This window comes from Massilia sp. S19_KUP03_FR1, from assembly GCF_036688685.1.
Taxonomy (GTDB): domain Bacteria; phylum Pseudomonadota; class Gammaproteobacteria; order Burkholderiales; family Burkholderiaceae_D; genus JALYUM01.
The window spans coordinates 105,249-121,719 of record NZ_JAQQPS010000001.1; the positions used below are offsets into that span (position 1 = coordinate 105,249).

13 protein-coding genes and 1 pseudogene are annotated in these 16,471 nt (G+C 63.7%); 10 read left to right on the plus strand and 4 right to left on the minus strand.

Going from position 1 to position 16,471, the window contains the following annotated elements:
- Positions 1-77: 77 nt before the first annotated feature.
- Entirely contained in the window at positions 78-638 is a 561-nt protein-coding gene (locus V6M87_RS00465) for an FKBP-type peptidyl-prolyl cis-trans isomerase (protein ID WP_332847750.1), read from the plus strand.
- A gap of 46 nt (positions 639-684) precedes the next feature.
- On the opposite strand, the gene V6M87_RS00470 is transcribed toward V6M87_RS00465, so the two are convergent.
- From V6M87_RS00470 to V6M87_RS00480, 3 genes are read right to left on the minus strand one after another with little or no spacing between them, the layout of a single operon-like run.
- On the minus strand, positions 685-1,602 hold the full coding sequence (locus V6M87_RS00470; RefSeq protein ID WP_332847751.1) for a hypothetical protein: 918 nt from the start codon (positions 1,600-1,602) through the stop codon (positions 685-687).
- 11 nt (positions 1,603-1,613) lie between these two features.
- Positions 1,614-4,271 carry a DNA mismatch repair protein MutS gene (gene mutS, locus V6M87_RS00475; protein ID WP_332847752.1) on the minus strand — a complete coding sequence of 886 codons (2,658 nt, stop codon included), beginning with the start codon at positions 4,269-4,271 and terminating at the stop codon, positions 1,614-1,616.
- Between the two features lie 51 nt (positions 4,272-4,322).
- The gene (locus V6M87_RS00480; protein WP_332847753.1) at positions 4,323-4,952 is read right to left on the minus strand and encodes a hypothetical protein; all 630 of its coding nucleotides are present in this window, start codon (positions 4,950-4,952) and stop codon (positions 4,323-4,325) included.
- 104 nt (positions 4,953-5,056) lie between these two features.
- Here V6M87_RS00480 and V6M87_RS00485 point away from each other — a divergent pair, with 104 nt between their 5' ends.
- The 3 genes from V6M87_RS00485 to V6M87_RS00495 all read left to right on the plus strand — a co-directional run bounded on the left by V6M87_RS00485 (position 5,057) and on the right by V6M87_RS00495 (position 7,826).
- Positions 5,057-5,611, plus strand: coding sequence for a DUF2939 domain-containing protein (locus V6M87_RS00485; protein WP_332847754.1), 555 nt, complete (start codon positions 5,057-5,059; stop codon positions 5,609-5,611).
- A 134-nt stretch (positions 5,612-5,745) separates the two neighbouring features.
- A complete protein-coding gene (locus tag V6M87_RS00490) occupies positions 5,746-6,849 on the plus strand; it encodes an epoxide hydrolase family protein (RefSeq protein WP_332847755.1) in 1,104 nt (367 codons plus the stop codon).
- A gap of 347 nt (positions 6,850-7,196) precedes the next feature.
- Positions 7,197-7,826, plus strand: a complete 630-nt coding sequence (locus V6M87_RS00495; protein WP_332847756.1) for a PEP-CTERM sorting domain-containing protein — start codon at positions 7,197-7,199, stop codon at positions 7,824-7,826.
- A gap of 78 nt (positions 7,827-7,904) precedes the next feature.
- Here V6M87_RS00495 and V6M87_RS00500 read toward each other — a convergent pair whose 3' ends face one another.
- Entirely contained in the window at positions 7,905-8,306 is a 402-nt protein-coding gene (locus tag V6M87_RS00500; RefSeq protein WP_332847757.1) for a RidA family protein, read from the minus strand.
- 117 nt (positions 8,307-8,423) lie between these two features.
- On the opposite strand from V6M87_RS00500, the gene V6M87_RS00505 reads away from it, so the two are divergent.
- From V6M87_RS00505 to V6M87_RS00530, 6 genes and pseudogenes are all read left to right on the plus strand, one after another.
- Positions 8,424-9,335 (plus strand): LysR family transcriptional regulator, encoded by a 912-nt coding sequence (locus V6M87_RS00505; RefSeq protein ID WP_332847758.1) that lies wholly within the window; start codon positions 8,424-8,426, stop codon positions 9,333-9,335.
- A gap of 111 nt (positions 9,336-9,446) precedes the next feature.
- Positions 9,447-10,814: a cystathionine beta-synthase gene (locus tag V6M87_RS00510; protein ID WP_332847759.1), complete on the plus strand. Its 1,368-nt coding sequence runs from the start codon at positions 9,447-9,449 to the stop codon at positions 10,812-10,814.
- Complete coding sequence (locus V6M87_RS00515) at positions 10,811-11,995, plus strand: trans-sulfuration enzyme family protein (RefSeq protein WP_332847760.1); 1,185 nt, start codon at positions 10,811-10,813, stop codon at positions 11,993-11,995. Before V6M87_RS00510 ends, V6M87_RS00515 begins: the two co-directional genes overlap by 4 nt.
- 264 nt (positions 11,996-12,259) lie before the next feature.
- Positions 12,260-13,894 carry a malate dehydrogenase (quinone) gene (gene mqo, locus V6M87_RS00520; RefSeq protein WP_332847761.1) on the plus strand — a complete coding sequence of 545 codons (1,635 nt, stop codon included), beginning with the start codon at positions 12,260-12,262 and terminating at the stop codon, positions 13,892-13,894.
- Positions 13,895-14,193: 299 nt separating this feature from the next.
- Complete coding sequence (gene epsC, locus V6M87_RS00525) at positions 14,194-15,117, plus strand: serine O-acetyltransferase EpsC (protein ID WP_332847762.1); 924 nt, start codon at positions 14,194-14,196, stop codon at positions 15,115-15,117.
- A gap of 7 nt (positions 15,118-15,124) precedes the next feature.
- Positions 15,125-16,438: pseudogene (locus V6M87_RS00530) on the plus strand (family 2A encapsulin nanocompartment cargo protein cysteine desulfurase); the annotation flags it as partial.
- Positions 16,439-16,471: the final 33 nt, after the last annotated feature.

Consider the following 16,471-nt stretch of genomic DNA (forward strand, 5'->3'; position numbering starts at 1 on the left):
GCCATTATAACCATCTGCGCCGGGCTGAAAACAGGCCGCAGGGGTATAATCTCGGCCTGACTATGAAAGGAAGCACGATGAAAATTGCCAAGGATACGGTCGTCACAGTGAACTACAAACTGTCCGATGCTCAGAACAACCTGATCGAAGACGGCAGCCAGCCAATGGTGTACTTGCACGGCGGCTACGAGAATACCCTGCCAAAAATCGAAGAAGAACTCGACGGCAAAGAAGTCGGCTATGAGAATGTCATCCAGATCGAACCGGACGATGCGTTCGGCGACTACGATCCAGCCCTCGTCAAGGTCGAGCCGCGCAACCGCTTGCCCGAGCCGCTGGAAGTGGGCATGCAGTTCGAAGGCATGCCCGATGGCGCCACGCCGGACGACGAAGCGCTGATCTTCACGGTCACCGATATCGCCGACGACAAGGTTGTCCTCGACGGCAATCACCCGCTGGCCGGCATGGCCCTGCGCTTCGAGCTGTCGGTCGTTGAAGTACGCGCCGCCACCGATGAAGAAATCCAGCACGGCCACGTGCATGGCGCCCATGGCCACCATCCGCATGGCGACGAGCATGACGACGAAGGCGACGACAGCGAAGCGGGCGACCACTTCCGCAGCCAGCCACTGCATTAAATAGTCATCAAAACCGCGGCGCTTGCCGCGGTTTTATTGTGTGCTGTTACTTCGCGGGGTCGTGCAGCGTGAACAGCTGTTTCGCGCCGGGATGCACAGCCACCTCGACCGACACGCCGTCAATGCTGACGTGACCCAGGTTGCCGTGCCACTCGATCACGGGCGTGGCCTTTGGATGCGCCGCGCTGTCGACCAGCAGTACCTTCCCCTTGAATTTCTGTGCCAGCGTGACGAGCTGCTTCCTTGTCTCGGCAAAGCCGTCGCGCCCCTGCGGATCGCGGCGCAGCAGCGCGCGCAGCCCGGTCGGCTCCAGGGTCACCTTCGCATCACCTTCCGAGAACAGCACGATCGCCTCCACCTTGTCGGTGCGCGCCAGCGAGAACAGGCGATTGAGCCAGAAACGGTTGGCCACCAGCCGGTCTTCAAACTCGTTGTTGCGGCCCGCCTCCGGCAAAAAATGGTTGTTATTGGCGGGCAGGTTGATGGTGGCGTACAGCACCTTGCCGATTTCCCAGTGTCCGTTCTCGGCGTAGCTGCGAAAGCGCGGGCTGGTCGACAGGCGCGTGACCGGCAGCGTGTTCTGCCCGAGCGAACGCGGCTCGCCGAAAAACAGTTCGCGCATGCGGTTCAGGCGCTCGATCGGATTGCGCTTGCCGGCGCTGTTCTTGCACTCGGTCCAGTCGCTGCCGGCCGGCGCCACGATCATCGGGCGCTTCGCTTCGTCGATCAGGTCGCGCCGCTCTTCATACAGCCTGTCGCTGCAGCCTTCCTTCTCGCCCTTGATGCCGGTGACGACAACAAAGGCGAGCGATTTTTCCGCGCTGTCGGCCAGCGCCTGGCGCAGCTGCTTTTCGCCGCCGCGGTTGAAACTGTGGCCGATGATGCCGAAGCGGTGGCCGTCATCAGCCTTTGCAGCATGGGCGGGGGGCGCGCTGGCGAGTGCCAGCGCGAGGGATATGGCCAAGCGGCGCTGCATCACGTGGCCAGGCGCTTGAGCTGGTACAAGTGCTCCAGCGCTTCACGCGGTGTGAGTGCATCCGGATCGATGTCGGCCAGTGCGTCGAGCAGTTCGCTCGATGCCTGCACCGTCTCCAGCGGTGCGTCGTCTTCTTCGACGCAGGGCAGGGCGAACAGGTCGCGCTGCGGCGTGGTGTCGAGTGCCTGCGCTTCGAGGCGCGCCAGGTGCTTGCGCGCGGCCTTGATGACCGGCTGCGGCACGCCGGCCAGTTGCGCCACCTGCAAACCATAGCTTTGCGAGGCCGGGCCGCTTTGCACCGCATGCAGGAACACGATGCTGTCCTTGTGCTCGACCGCCGACAGGTGCACGTTCGACGCGGTTGGGTGGCTCTCGGGCAGCTGGGTCAATTCAAAGTAGTGGGTCGCGAACAGGGTGAAACTGCGCGAGACGTCGATCAGGTGGCGCGCGATGGCCCACGCCAGCGCCAGGCCGTCGAAGGTCGAGGTGCCACGGCCCACTTCGTCCATCAGCACCAGCGAATGCTCGGTGGCACCATTGAGGATCGCGGCCGATTCGGTCATCTCCACCATGAAGGTCGAGCGCCCGCCGGCCAGGTCGTCGGTGGCGCCGATGCGGGTGAAGATGCGATCGATCGGGCCGATGGTGGCGCTGGCGGCCGGCACGTAGCTGCCGATGTAGGCCAGCAGCGTGATCAGCGCGACCTGGCGCATGAAGGTCGATTTACCGCCCATGTTGGGGCCGGTAATGAGCAGGAGGCGGCGTTCGTGATTGAGCAGGCAGTCGTTGGCGATGAAGCGTTCGATCTGGTTTTCCACTACCGGGTGGCGCCCTTCGACGATCGACAGGCACGGGTCAGGCACCAGCTGCGGCGCGCACCAGTTGTTGGCCAGCGCGTGGCGCGCCAGCGCTACCAGCGTGTCGATCTGCGCCAGCGCCTGGGCGATGGCCTGCAGTGCCGCGATGTGCGGGGCCAGGTCGCCGATCAGCTGCTCGTACAACAGTTTTTCGCGCACCAGCGCCTTGTCCTGCGCCGACAGGGCCTTGTCTTCAAAGGCCTTCAGCTCCGGCGTGATGTAGCGCTCGGCGTTTTTCAGGGTCTGGCGGCGCCGGTAATCGTCCGGCACTTTATCGGTCTGGCCGTGCGTGACTTCGATGTAGAAGCCGTGCACGCGGTTAAATTCCACGCGCAGGTTGGCGATACCGGTGCGCGCGCGCTCGCGCGTTTCCAGGTCGACCAGGTAGGCGCCGGCGTTTTCAGACAGACCGCGCAACTCGTCGAGTTCGGCGTCGAAGCCGGGCGCGAATACGCCGCCGTCGCGCACCATCGCGGCCGGCTCGGGCAGCACGGCGCGGGTCAGCAAATCGAGGCACGCGTCTGGTGTGGCCAGGTTGGCGTGGATGTCACGCAGCAGCGCGGTGTCGCCCGCCACGAAGCAGCGCGCCACCTGTTCACGCATGGCAGGCAGTTGTTTCAGGCCGTCGCGCAGGGCGGCCAGGTCGCGCGGGCGCGCTGACAGCAGCGCGATGCGCGTGGTGATGCGTTCGATGTCGGGCACTTGCGCCAGCGTCGTCGAGAGCGCGCCGGCCGCGTCAAACTGGATCAGTGCCGCGATCGAAGCGTGGCGCGCGCGCGCGATTTCCTGGTCACGCCGCGCGTGGTGCAGCCAGTGGCGCAGCAGGCGCGAACCCATCGCGGTGCGGCAGCCGTCGAGCAAGGAGAACAAGGTCGGCGACTCCTGGCCGCGGATGGTTTCGGTCAGCTCCAGGTTGCGCCGGGTGGCGGCGTCGAGGCCGATGAATTCATTTTCCGCTTCGAGGGACAGGCTGTTCACGTGCTGCAGGCCGCGACCCTGGGTCGACTGGGCGTAGCGCAGCAGCGCGCCGGCCGCGCCGAACGCGGCGCCCAGGCCGTCGGCGCCGAAGCCGGTCAGCGTCGCCACGGCCAGCTGGTCGAGCAGCGCCTTGTGACCGCCGACGACGTCGAAGTGCCAGTCGGGTACGCGTTGCGTGTGCACCGAGGCGCTGTCGTCGAACAGGTCGTCGGTCGCGTTGGCGCGCAAAATCTCGGCCGGCGCGATGCGTTCGAGTTCCTGCTGCAAGCGCGTGCCGACGGTGCGCGCATCGCCCGAAAACTCCATCAGTTTCAAGGCGCCCGAGGCCAGCGACAGCCAGGCCAGGCCGGTGGTAACCACCTTGCGCGAACTGACCATGTGCACGGCCAGCAGCGGGCGCTCGGCCTTTTCCGGCAGCAGGTCGGCATCGGTCAGGGTGCCGGGCGTGACGACGCGCAGTACCTTGCGTTCGACCGGTCCCTTGCTGGTGGCCGGGTCGCCGATCTGTTCGCAAATCGCGCACGACTCGCCCAGTTTCACCAGTTTTGCGAGGTAGGGATCGAGCGAGTGGAACGGGATACCGCACATTTTGATCGGGTTGCCGTTCTGCGCGCCGCGCGCCGTCAGCGTGATGCCGAGGATGCGCGCGGCTTTTTCAGCATCGTCGTGAAACAGCTCGTAGAAGTCGCCCATGCGGTAGAACACCAGCATGGTCGGATACTCTGCCTTGATGCGCAGGTACTGCTGCATCATTGGCGTGACTTTTTCGGGCGGGCTGCTTTTGGCTGCGGCGGCGTTGATTTCGGAAGGTACGGTGGTCATGGCGTCTTTGTCGGGGCGGCTGCGGCGATGGCGCAGCGGGAACCCGGCATTTTACCGCGTTCGATCGCTGTTCTGCGACCCGGGCGAAGGCAATGCGTGCGCCATGCAGCCGCTCAATGCGCTGATGAAGCGGCCCCGCAAGGCGTCGTAATCTGCCTGGGAGGCGTACTCGCGCACTGCAGGCGCCTGGTTCAGGATGTAGGCGGTAGCGACCGTGCCTGTCGCCGGGTCGAACAATTCGTAAAAACTGATCACGTTGGGCGTGCCGATGGCCGGGTTGTTCAAGCCGACAACTTCGATGCCGTCCTGCTCGCTGCGCTCGGTGTGCATGCCGTTGCTGGCGGCCACCATCCGGTCCATCTGCAGCAGGATCGCGGCACGGTCAGCGTCGAATGTGCCCGGGGCCGAGCGTTCGATTTTCAGGTTGACCAGCGGCTCCATACTCTGGCGGTGGATCATCATCCGGTAGCCGTCGGCCAGCGACACCCGCAGCGGGCCCTTGGCCGTCTCGACCGCGCGCGATGTCACACTGGCGGGCAGGCGGTCGGTGCTCACGGCGCGAAATTCGGTACCGGTGAAGCAGCGCGTCAGGCCGTGCAGCGGGTCGGCGCTGCGGTCCTGGGCGTGGCCGGTGGTAGCGGCCAGCAGCAAGGCCAGGCCGATCATGTGTGCTGTGTTCATCGACATCTTTCGTGGTATGTGCGGGAAAATTACTTTCGGTATATTAAGCCTGAACCAAGCCTGCGGCTGTAGAGTGAAGCTTCCACTCCATTCGGAAAGACAACATGATCCGTCGCAAAGGCAAACCGGCGCTGGCCGCCCTCGTCGTGGCCAGCGCCGCCGTGGCCGCTTACTGGTACTGGTCGCCGTTTCTGGCATTGCGGGCCATGCAGAGCGCAGCCCGGGAACAGGACGCGCCAAGCTTCAATGCGCATGTCGACTATCCCAAATTGCGCGCCAGCCTGAAACAGCAGCTCGCCTTGTTGGTGGGCGAGAAGATCGCGCCGGACAAACCGCTGGCGGCGTTTGGCGCGATGATGGGCGCGGCATTGGCCGACCAGCTGGTCGATGCGATGGTGCGGCCTGAAACCGTCATGCGCGCCATGCAGAGTGGCCGGTTCGGACATCAGGATGGCGCGCCCGATGCATCCCGTGCACAGAACGTCCAGGACCCGCAGCCGAAGTGGGATTGGGTGCGCGTGGGAAGCGACAAGCTGGTCGCTTATCGGCAGGATGGCAGCGCGGAAGGCGGCGGTAAAAAAGTGGAGGTCGTGTTTGAGCGCAGCGGCTTTGCCAACTGGAAGCTCACCGCCTTGCGGCTGCCGTCGTTACAGCGCTGACGCCGTCGCGTCGGACCACGTCATCCGCGCATGCGCACGGAAACCGGACCTGCGCCTCGGGTGGCCACTTGATGGCATGATGCGCATGCCAGGCGGTGCATTTTTTGTGGGCGGCGGCACGATAAGGGACGCAAGTGAACATCACGACATGGGACGCACCATTCAACCAAGGCTTCGCAGCCGACCTCTTGCTGCGCCTGCGCCAGGTGCGCTGGAGCGACGCGATTACCGATGACTGGCAACAGGGCACGGCGCCGCAACCGTTGCGCGCGCTGGTCGATTACTGGCTGGAGCAGTACGACTGGTCGCGCGCCGCCACGCGCATCAACGCGTTGCCGCACTATCGCGCCTCGGTTGATGGCGTTGACCTGCATTTCCTGCATTTCAAAGGCGCCGGCGCGGCGCGGCCAGCCTTGCTGCTGACGAATGGCTGGCCGTCCAGTTTTGTCGAATACACCAGGCTGGCCCCGCTGCTGGCGGACTTCGACGTGGTCATGCCGTCCCATCCCGGCTATGGTTACTCCAGCCGCCCCACGGCACCGGGCCAGGCTGGCAGCGTGGCGCTGTTCCATCGCCTGATGACCGAGGGATTGAACTATACGAACTATATCGTTTCCGGCACGGACATCGGCGCCGGTGTCGCCACGCGCATGGCGCTGGCGTATCCGGACGCGGTACGCGGCCTGCACATTGCCGCGGTGGTCGATCCGCCGCTGGACGATAGCGCGCCGCCGCTGACGGACCAAGAGCGCGCCTACCAGAAGCAGGTGCAGACGTGGAGCGCCGACGAGGGCGCCTACCTGCACCTGCAGGCGACCCGGCCGCAGACGGTGGCGTATGCGCTCAATGATTCACCGGTAGGTCTGGCCAGCTGGATCCTCGAGAAATTCCGCTACTGGAGCGATGCCGGCCCTGACCTCTGGGACGTGTTTCCGCTCGATATGCTGTTAGATAACATCAATATCTACTGGTCGACGCAAACCATCGGCTCGTCGATGCGCCTGTACCATGAGTCGCGCCACTTGCGCGCGCCGCTGGTGGCAGGCGACCGCGTCGTGGTGCCCACTGCGGTGTGCATGTGGCCCCGAGACCTGGTCACCGCACCCGCATCCTGGGCCCGGCGGTTTTACAATCTGCAACGTTACACCGTGCAGCCGCGTGGCGGGCATTTCCCCGCCTGGGAGCAGCCGGCGTTGTATGCGGCCGACCTGCGCGCGTTTGCGGCGATGCTGTCCTGAAAGCCTGCCGGGCTTGAAGCTTTCGCTTAGTGAAGCGTGATGTTTTTTATCGTGGAATCAGGGATTTCCGTCAATCGAGCCGCACTGGCTGTTTTCGTCGTGCGGCACATCTATCCCATCCGGCACTTTTTTGCGGTCCGCAGATTCATGCCGGCCACATGCTGTCGGCAAATCTTACACTGCGCGTGAAAAAAGCTGCATCGACGCAGGACGGCGGATGGTAACTCTTTGTTATCGAACGATGTTTATTTTCTGGCATCAAAATTGCTCCGGCATTCAACCGGATTTGAACATCCAATTCCTGTCTGTCCACCCAAAGTAGCGCTCGCTCATGACGAAAGTACCAAATGAAAAAAATACTGTATTTCATCCTGTTCTCAGCCACTGTCGCAGCCGCCAATCTGGCGCAGGCAACGCCTTCCTTGTCGTTCCTGGTCAGCGGCGACACCTTCAATACGACATTCTCGTTCACGAATACCTCGACTGACGGCGCGAAGATCGAACGTTTTGTGCTGGATTTGTCGACCATCACGGCTGGCGGACCTTATTGTTTCGATACAGTCGATGGCGGACCGTGCAATCCCGATCCACAGTCGGCTACCCCGTTTTCTGCTGCAAATGGGACGAATTTGACGACCGGTTTTACAGGCCCGGCCGTGGTGGCAGACGGCGCCTCCGTGCTCGACCTTCATTTCAGCGATTTCAATGTCGGTGAATCCTTCCAGTGGAAGATCGATGTCGACTCGCTAGTCCAGTCGTCGATTTATGGCAACGACCTGATCGGCGCGACGGTGATGGCCTATTTCTCCAACGGCCTGACCGCTGTCGGTGCGCTGTATGGCGTAGACGGCGATCCGCAAGCTGCTGCACTGTCCATCGATGCCGTCGTACCGACCACCCATGTTCCTGAACCGGGCACACTGGCCCTGTTTGGCCTGGCTGGCGCTGCATTGTTGTATCGCCGCAAGCAAAAGTAAGCAGCGTTTATCGCGCTATCTGCACCAATCCATCCTGACGTCGATCCACCATGCAGGCCCGGATTGGGGCGCACGAACTTAGCCTGCAGCGTCCGGCATTCGCGCGATGACCTTGATTTCGAACTGGAAGCCATACAGCCACGTCACGCCGATCCCGGTCAACGTGGGGTAGGGCGCGCCGCCCCAGTATTCCTGCGCGACGCCCCAGATTTGTTCAAACTGGCGCGCCGGGTCGATCATGAAGACGGTCACATCGACGACGTCGGAGAACGAGGCGCCGGCGGCCAGCAGGATGGCGTTCAGGTTGGCGAAGGCGAGGCGGACCTGGGCCGCCAGCTCCGGCTCGGGCGAGCCGTCAGCGCGGCTGCCGACCTGGCCGGAGACAAACAAAAATCCGTTCGAGACGATGGCGGGCGAATAGCGGTTCTTTTCATACAGCGCCTGGCGGCCGGCGGGGAAGACGACTTGACGGTTTGACATGGTGAGCTCCTGTGGTGTGAACGATGCAGCCACTGTACTGGCGTGCCATTCGTAGATAAACAGGCTGGCTTGTCCATCATTGTTTGTACAATGCAAACAATTGACTGGGGAGGCAGGATGGATCGTTTCGACGCAATGCAGGCGTTCGCGCGCGTGGTGGAGGCCGGCAGTTTTACCAGGGCGGCGCAAACCCTGCACATGAGTAAAACCACGGTGACCCAGCTGGTGCATCAGTTGGAAGCTCGCCTGCGCGTGCGGCTGCTCAACCGCACCACGCGCAAGGTGAACCTCACCGCCGACGGCGCCATCTATTACGAGCGCGTGCTGCGCCTGCTGGCCGACATGGACGACGCCGAGAGCAGCTTGTCGAGCGCGTCGGCGCTGCCGTCGGGGCGCTTGCGGGTCGATGTCCCCAGTCCCCTGGCGCGCCTGGTCCTGATCCCGGCGCTGCCGGCGTTTCATGCGCGCTATCCTGATATCCAGATCGACATGGGCGTTTCCGACCGCACCGTGGACGTGATCGGCGAACAGGTCGATTGCGTCATCCGTGGCGGCGAAATGACGGACTTGTCGCTCAAGGCGCGCCGGATCGCAGAAATGCAAATGGGCGTCTACGCCGCCCCCGGCTACCTCGCGCGCGCAGGCTGGCCCGCGCATCCGCGCGACGTGGCAGGTCCCGACCACCGCATCGTCGGCTTTCGCGGGGCGAGCAGCGGCAAGTTGCTGGCGTGTTCCATGCACCGCGCTGGCGAGACGGTCGAGGTGCAGGGCCGCTACGTCCTGGCGGTTGACGACGGCAATGCCTACCTCGAAGCGGGCGTCGCCGGCCTCGGCATACTGTGGCTGCTCGATTACATGGTCAGCGCGCAGGTCGCGCGCGGTGAGCTGGTGCGCCTGTTCGACGACTGGCAGATGGCGCCGATGCCGCTGACGATTGCGTATTCCCCCAACCGGCATGTCAGCGCCAGGCTGCGGGTGTTCATGGATTGGGTGACTGAACTGATGGTGCTGCATGGTCCGATGAGTTGACCCGATCTGCATGGTGCATGCAGGGCATAAGCAAGTTCAGAAATCTTCCTTCACTTCGCCTATGCTGAAGAATATGATCCGCCCGCGTCATTCGCCGAAGGAGACATGCACATGCCCACCCCCGCATTATTTTCACTGATCGGCAACACGCCGCTGGTCGAACTGACCCGGTTCGATACAGGCCTCTGCCAGCTGTTCGTGAAACTCGAATCGCAAAACCCTGGCGGCTCCATCAAGGACCGCATCGGCGTGTCCATCATCGAAGCGGCCGAACGCGACGGGCGCCTGCAGCCGGGCGGCACCATCGTCGAAGCGACCGCCGGCAACACTGGCCTCGGGCTGGCGCTGGTCGGCCGCCTGAAAGGCTATCGCGTGCTGCTGGTGGTGCCCGACAAAATGTCGCTCGAAAAAGTCCTGCATTTGAAAGCGCTGGGCGCCGAGGTGCGCACCACGCGCTCGGACGTGGGCAAGGGCCATCCCGAGTACTACCAGGATCTCGCGGCGCGCCTGGCGCAGGAGACGCCCGGTGCGTTTTTCGCCGACCAGTTCAACAATCCCGCCAACCCACAGGCCCACGAAACCGGCACCGGCCCGGAAATCTGGGCGCAAACCGGGCATGCCGTGGACGCCATCGTGGTCGGTGTCGGCTCGTCCGGCACGCTCACCGGCCTGACCCGTTATTTTCGCGCCGTGGCGCCGCATGTCGACTTCGTGCTGGCCGACCCCAAGGGCTCGATTCTGGCCGAATATATTCAAACCGGCCATGTATCGGACACCAGCGGATCGTGGGCAGTGGAAGGCATCGGCGAAGATTTCATTCCCGCGATTGCCGACCTGACAGGCGTACGCTGCGCCTACACCATCACCGACCAGGAAAGCTTCGACAGTGCGCGCGCCCTGCTGCGCGCCGAAGGCATTCTCGGTGGTTCGTCCACCGGCACCCTGCTGGCCGCGGCGCTGCGCTATTGCCGCGAGCAGACCTCGCCCAAGCGCGTCGTGACCTTCGTCTGCGACACCGGCACCCGCTACCTGTCCAAGGTCTACAACGACGGCTGGATGGTCGACCAGGGCCTGCTGCAACGCACAGCCACGCATGACCTGCGCGACCTGATCGGGCGCCGCTACGACAAAGGGGAGGTGGTCAGTGTCGCACCCGGCGATAGCCTGCTGGTCGCCTTCAACCGCATGCGCGCCGCCGATCTGGCCCAATTGCCGGTGATCGAAGACGGTGTCCTGGTCGGCATCATCGATGAATCGGATTTGCTGCTGGCCGTGCAGGCCGACGCCGCCCAGTTCACCACCCTGGTCGGCGCCACCATGACCACGCGCCTGGAAATTCTGCATCCCGAGGCAGGGTTGGCGGCCCTGCGCGCCACGTTCGACCGCGGCCTGACGGCGGTGGTGGCCGACGGCGCCACCTTCCACGGCCTGATCACCCGCTTCGACCTTCTCAACCATTTGCGCAGGACACTCTCGTGACCAACGACTCGACGAAACCCGCTACCAAACTTGCCACGCGCGTAATCCACGCCGGGCAGGCGCCAGACCCCACCACCGGGGCCATCATGCCGCCGATTTACGCAACCTCGACCTACGTCCAGCAAAGCCCGGGCGTACACAAAGGTTTTGATTATGGCCGCTCGCACAATCCCACCCGCTTCGCGCTGGAGCGCTGCGTGGCCGACCTTGAAGGCGGGGCGCAGGCGTTCGCCTTTGCGTCCGGCCTGGCCGCCATTGCCACGGTGCTGGAATTGCTCGACGCCGGTTCACATATCGTCGCCGGCGACGATATGTACGGCGGCACCTACCGCCTGTTCGAGCGCGTACGCCGCCGCAGCGCCGGTCTCGATGTCAGCTACGCCGACCTGACCAATCCCGAAAACCTGCTGGCCACACTGCGCCCGGAAACGCGCATGGTGTGGGTCGAAACGCCCACCAACCCAATGCTCAAACTGGCCGATTTACAGGCGATTGCCGCCATCTGCCGCGCGCGCGGCATCATCGCCGTGGCCGACAACACCTTTGCCAGCCCGCTGGTGCAGCGGCCCCTCGAACACGGCTTCGACATCGTGGTCCACTCGATGACCAAGTACCTCAACGGACACTCGGACATCATCGGCGGCATCGCCATCGTTGGCGACCAGCCGCACCAGGCGGCGTGGGCCGCGCAACTGGGGTTTCTGCAAAATTCAGTGGGTGCCATCGCCGGTCCGTTCGACAGTTTCCTCGCGCTGCGCGGCATCAAGACGCTGGCCATCCGCATGCAGCGCCACAGCGCCAGCGCGCTCATTCTCGCGCAGTGGCTCGAACAGCAGCCCGAAGTGCGCACCGTGTTTTATCCCGGGCTGGCGTCGCACCCGCAGCACGCGCTGGCGCAGCGCCAGATGGACAGCTTCGGCGGCATCATTTCGATTGACCTGGACACCGACCTGGCCGGCGCGCGCCGCTTCCTGGAACGCTGCGCCATCTTCGCGCTGGCCGAAAGCCTGGGCGGCGTTGAGAGCCTGATCGAGCATCCGGCCCTGATGACGCACGCGTCGATTCCGGCCGAACAGCGCGCGCGCCTGGGCATTGGCGATGGCCTGATCCGCCTGTCGGTCGGGATCGAGGACGTCGACGATCTGCGCGCCGATTTGCGCCGCGCTCTGGACGCCATTTAAGGGCACGAAAATCGTCTGCGTAATATTACGCAGACGCCTCCGCTTGAATACGGAGAAGGGCCTTTTTGGGCCGGGTTAGCGCTGAAATCGGCTATGTTTGGGCTATACTCGCCCGTCCATGTCCATGACAATTCCGCCTGGAAGCGATCTGGATGCCATCGAAAGTGACTGACCTGCCTGACCTTCAACGTCAGTGCGGCCACGCTTTGCAACCCCGATTTTTGCACGTCAGCACCAGCGCAATTTTCCTCACTCCCTACTCGCATGCGTACCTCGCTTATCCTCGTCCCGTTGTGCCTCGCCCTTGCTTCCTGCACCAAGAACCCGGCGCCTACCAGCGCGCCGCCTGTCGACGTCGTGCTGATCGGCGCCGGCGTCATGAGCGCCACCCTCGGCACCATGCTCAAGGAACTCGATCCCGCCCTCACCGTCACGATGTTCGAACGCATGGATTCAGTGTCGGCCGAAAGCTCGGATGCGATGAACAATGCCGGCACCGGCCACTCCGGTTTCGCCGAGTTGAACTACACGCCGGAAACCCCGGATGGCGGCATCGATACGCACAAGGCGGTCGACATCAACGAACAGTTCGAGATTTCGAAGCAGTTCTGGGCCTACCAGGTTCAGAAGCAATATCTGGGCGCGCCGCAGACGTTCATCAACAATGTGCCGCACATGAGTTTTGTCTGGGGCGCCGAGAACATCGCCTACCTGCACAAGCGTTACGACGCCCTGCAAAAGGAAAACCTGTTCAAGGGCATGGTCTACACCGAAGACAATGAACAGTTGCGCAAGTGGATACCGCTGGTGATGAACGGCCGCGATCCGAAGCAGAAGGTGGCCGCCACCCGCATGGAACTGGGCACCGACGTCAATTTCGGCGCACTGACCCGCAGCATGGTCACGCACCTGACCGGCACCCATGGCATGACGCTCAATTTGCGCACGCAGGTGGAAGACATCAAACGTGGTGACAAGGGCCTGTGGAACGTGACGGTCAAGGACCTGGCCGATGGCCAGAAACGCACCGTGCAGGCGAAGTTCGTCTTCATCGGCGCCGGCGGCGGCGCACTGCCGCTGCTGGAAAAGACCGGCATCCCGGAAGCCAAAGGCTACGGCGGCGTGCCGGTCGGCGGCCAATGGCTGGTGACCAACAACCAGGCGCTGATCGACGCGCATGCAGCCAAAGTGTACGGCAAGGCGTCGGTCGGTTCGCCGCCGATGTCGGTGCCGCACCTGGACACCCGCATCATCGACGGCAAGAAAGCCCTGCTGTTCGGCCCGTTCGCCACCTTCTCGACCAAGTTCCTGAAAAACGGTTCGTGGATCGACATGCCGGCCTCGATCGGCACCGGCAACGTCAAGCCGATGCTGGGCGCTGGCGTGGATAACATCCCGCTGACCAAATACCTGATCCAGCAAGTGATGAACACGCCGGAAGAACGCCTGGCCACGCTGCGCGAGTACCTGCCGCAGGCGAAGCTGGAAGACTGGACCCTGGTCAACGCCGGCCAGCGCGTGCAGATCGTCAAGGATGACCCGAAAAAGGGCGGCATCCTGCAATTCGGTACCGAAGTGGTGGCGTCCGCCGATGGCAGCGTCACCGCGCTGCTGGGCGCATCGCCAGGCGCCTCGACCGCCGCGCCGATCATGCTCAAAGTGCTTCAGGCCTCGGCCTTCCGCGATCAGCTGAAAACCTCGGCATGGCGGGCGAAGATGAAGGAAATGGTGCCGTCGTATGGCCGCAAGCTGAACGGCGACCCGGCGTTCGCCAACCAGATCCGCCAGCAAAGCAGCGCGGTGCTGGGTTTAAAGACGCTGGTGCTTGATGTTCCGCCGGCCGTTGCCGCTTCCGCGCCGAGCGCGCCGGCAGTGCCGCACGCCGTCGCAGCCAGGTAAGCAATCCAGCAAACCGATAAAGGTATGCGCAAATAGTCTTTTTCATTTTTGGTGCAGCGCGCCATAATTGAACTGTCTCCTCACCCGGTCTTTCCAAGGACGTGGGATTCAAGCCCGCCACTGCTGCGGGCTTTTTTTCGCTCTGCGTTTTACGTGCCAGCGCATATCTGTTTTCCATCTTCGGTAAGATGGTTTCATTCGTTTGCATCGAAACTGATCAACCGTATAGTCGTACTGGAACAGCGACGCGTTTTTCGTCACCGCGCCAGTGCCGTGACCAATTCACTCAAGGAACCGTTGTGGCTACTTTTGATATTGCAGGTATCGTCCAATCGCTCCACCAGGCGCGCCAGGTATGGCGTACTTCCCAGGGCCGCAGCGGCGAGTCGGGCGGGCGCGAATTCCCGTCGCGCGACGCGCTCGCCAACATCGTCGAGAGCCTGAAAGGCGTGCTGTTCCCGATGCGCCTCGGTCCCCTCGACCTGCGCCTGGAAAGCGAAGATTTTCACGTGGCGCACGCGCTCGATGCGGCGCTGCATGCGCTGCTCAAGCAGGTGCGGCGCGAACAGAAATACAAGGCGGCGCCGGATCCGGTCGACGGCGGCGCCGCCAGCGAGGCCGCTCTGGCCGCCGTGCGCACCTTCGCCAGCGCGCTGCCCACCATCCGCACGCTGCTCGACAGCGACGTGCTGGCTGCCTACCAGGGCGACCCGGCCGCGCGCAGTGTCGACGAAGTGCTGCTGTGCTATCCGGGCGTGCTGGCGATGATTCATTACCGCCTGGCGCACCAGCTGTATTTGCTCGACCTGCCGCTATTGGCGCGCATCGTGGCCGAACTGGCGCACGCCGCCACCGGCATCGACATCCACCCGGGCGCCACCATCGGCGCGGGCTTTTTCATCGACCACGGGACCGGGGTCGTGATTGGCGAGACGGCCGTCATCGGCGAACGCGTGCGGGTCTACCAGGCCGTCACGCTTGGCGCCAAGCGCTTCCCGGTCGACGCCGAAGGCCAGCTGCAAAAAGGTCTGCCGCGCCATCCGGTGGTGCAGGACGACGTGGTCATTTACGCCGGCGCCACCATCCTCGGACGCATCACGATCGGCAAGGGCGCCGTCATCGGCGGCAATGTCTGGGTGACCCAGGATGTGCCGGCCGGTGGCCGCATCGCGCAGGCGGAGTCGCGTACCGGTGCGTCGGCGAATGGCATGGGGGCCGCATGAACACGATTTTTATTTACTCAATAGAACAGGAATCACGATGTTGGAAACCCTGGCGCCAGGCCGTGTAGACCTCGACCAACCCGCATTCGACGTCGCCGCCGTCCGCCGCGATTTCCCTATCCTGGCCGAACGTGTCAACGGCCACGCGCTGGCCTGGTTCGACAACGGATCGACCACTCACAAGCCGCAGGTGGTGATCGACCGCCTGCAGCGCTACTACAGTTCTGAAAACTCGAACATCCACCGCGCCGCGCATGCGCTGGCGGCGCGCGCGACCGACGCCTACGAAGGCGCGCGCGAGCAGGTGCGGCAGTTCATCCATGCGCCCGAGGCTGCCGAGGTCATCTTCCAGCGCGGCGCCACCGAAGCGATTAACCTGGTCGCGCGCAGCTGGGGCGGCCAGCACGTGGGCGCGGGCGATGAAATCATCGTCTCGCACTTGGAGCACCACGCCAACATCGTCCCCTGGCAGCAGCTGGCGGCAGCCAAAGGCGCGATCCTGCGCGTGATTCCCGTCGACGACAGTGGCCAGCTTGAACTCGACGCCTATCGCAAGCTGCTCAATCATCGCACGAAAATCGTCGCCGTCACGCAGGTGTCGAACGTGCTCGGCACCGTCACCCCGGTCAAGCGGATCGTCGCGCTGGCCCATGCAGCGGGCGCGAAGGTGCTGGTCGACGGCGCCCAGGCCGTGTCGCACCTGCGCGTGGACGTGCAGGACCTCGATGCCGACTTTTACGTTTTCTCCGGCCACAAGGTGTTCGGCCCGACCGGCATCGGCGTGTTGTGGGGCAAACGCGCTGTGCTCGACGCCATGCCGCCGATCCAGTTTGGCGGCAACATGATCGCCGACGTGACGTTCGAAAAAACCGCGTTCCAGGCCATCCCCAACAAGTTTGAAGCGGGCACCGGCAATATCGCCGACGCCGTCGGCCTGGGCGCAGCACTGGCCTACGTCAGCCGCATCGGCATCGAGAACATCGGCCGCTACGAACACGCTTTGCTGGACTACGTCACCGCGCGCCTGCGCGACATCGACGGCGTGCGCCTGATCGGCACTGCTGCCGACAAGGCCAGCGTGGTGTCGTTCACGCTGGACGGTTACACCACGCAAGACGTTGGCCACGCGCTCAATGAAGAGGGCATCGCCGTGCGCACGGGGCACCATTGTGCGCAGCCGATCCTGCGCAGGTTCGGCGTCGAAACCACGGTGCGTGCGTCGCTCGCGTTCTACAACACCTTCGATGAGATCGATCGGCTGGCCAGCGCCGTTGCGCATCTGGCGCGGCAGCGTCAGGCGGCAGCGACCACGATGCGATAAATTCAGTGGTGCGACTATCCACCGGGCGGACAA

Coding starts and splice junctions, on each gene's coding strand:
- V6M87_RS00500 (WP_332847757.1), bottom strand. CDS start 8,306: ATGTCAAACCGTCAAGTCGTCTTCCCCGCCGGCCGCCAGGCGCTGTAT.
- V6M87_RS00480 (WP_332847753.1), bottom strand. CDS start 4,952: ATGAACACAGCACACATGATCGGCCTGGCCTTGCTGCTGGCCGCTACC.
- mutS (WP_332847752.1), bottom strand. CDS start 4,271: ATGACCACCGTACCTTCCGAAATCAACGCCGCCGCAGCCAAAAGCAGC.
- V6M87_RS00465 (WP_332847750.1), top strand. CDS start 78: ATGAAAATTGCCAAGGATACGGTCGTCACAGTGAACTACAAACTGTCC.
- V6M87_RS00510 (WP_332847759.1), top strand. CDS start 9,447: ATGCCCACCCCCGCATTATTTTCACTGATCGGCAACACGCCGCTGGTC.
- V6M87_RS00495 (WP_332847756.1), top strand. CDS start 7,197: ATGAAAAAAATACTGTATTTCATCCTGTTCTCAGCCACTGTCGCAGCC.
- V6M87_RS00485 (WP_332847754.1), top strand. CDS start 5,057: ATGATCCGTCGCAAAGGCAAACCGGCGCTGGCCGCCCTCGTCGTGGCC.
- mqo (WP_332847761.1), top strand. CDS start 12,260: ATGCGTACCTCGCTTATCCTCGTCCCGTTGTGCCTCGCCCTTGCTTCC.
- V6M87_RS00505 (WP_332847758.1), top strand. CDS start 8,424: ATGGATCGTTTCGACGCAATGCAGGCGTTCGCGCGCGTGGTGGAGGCC.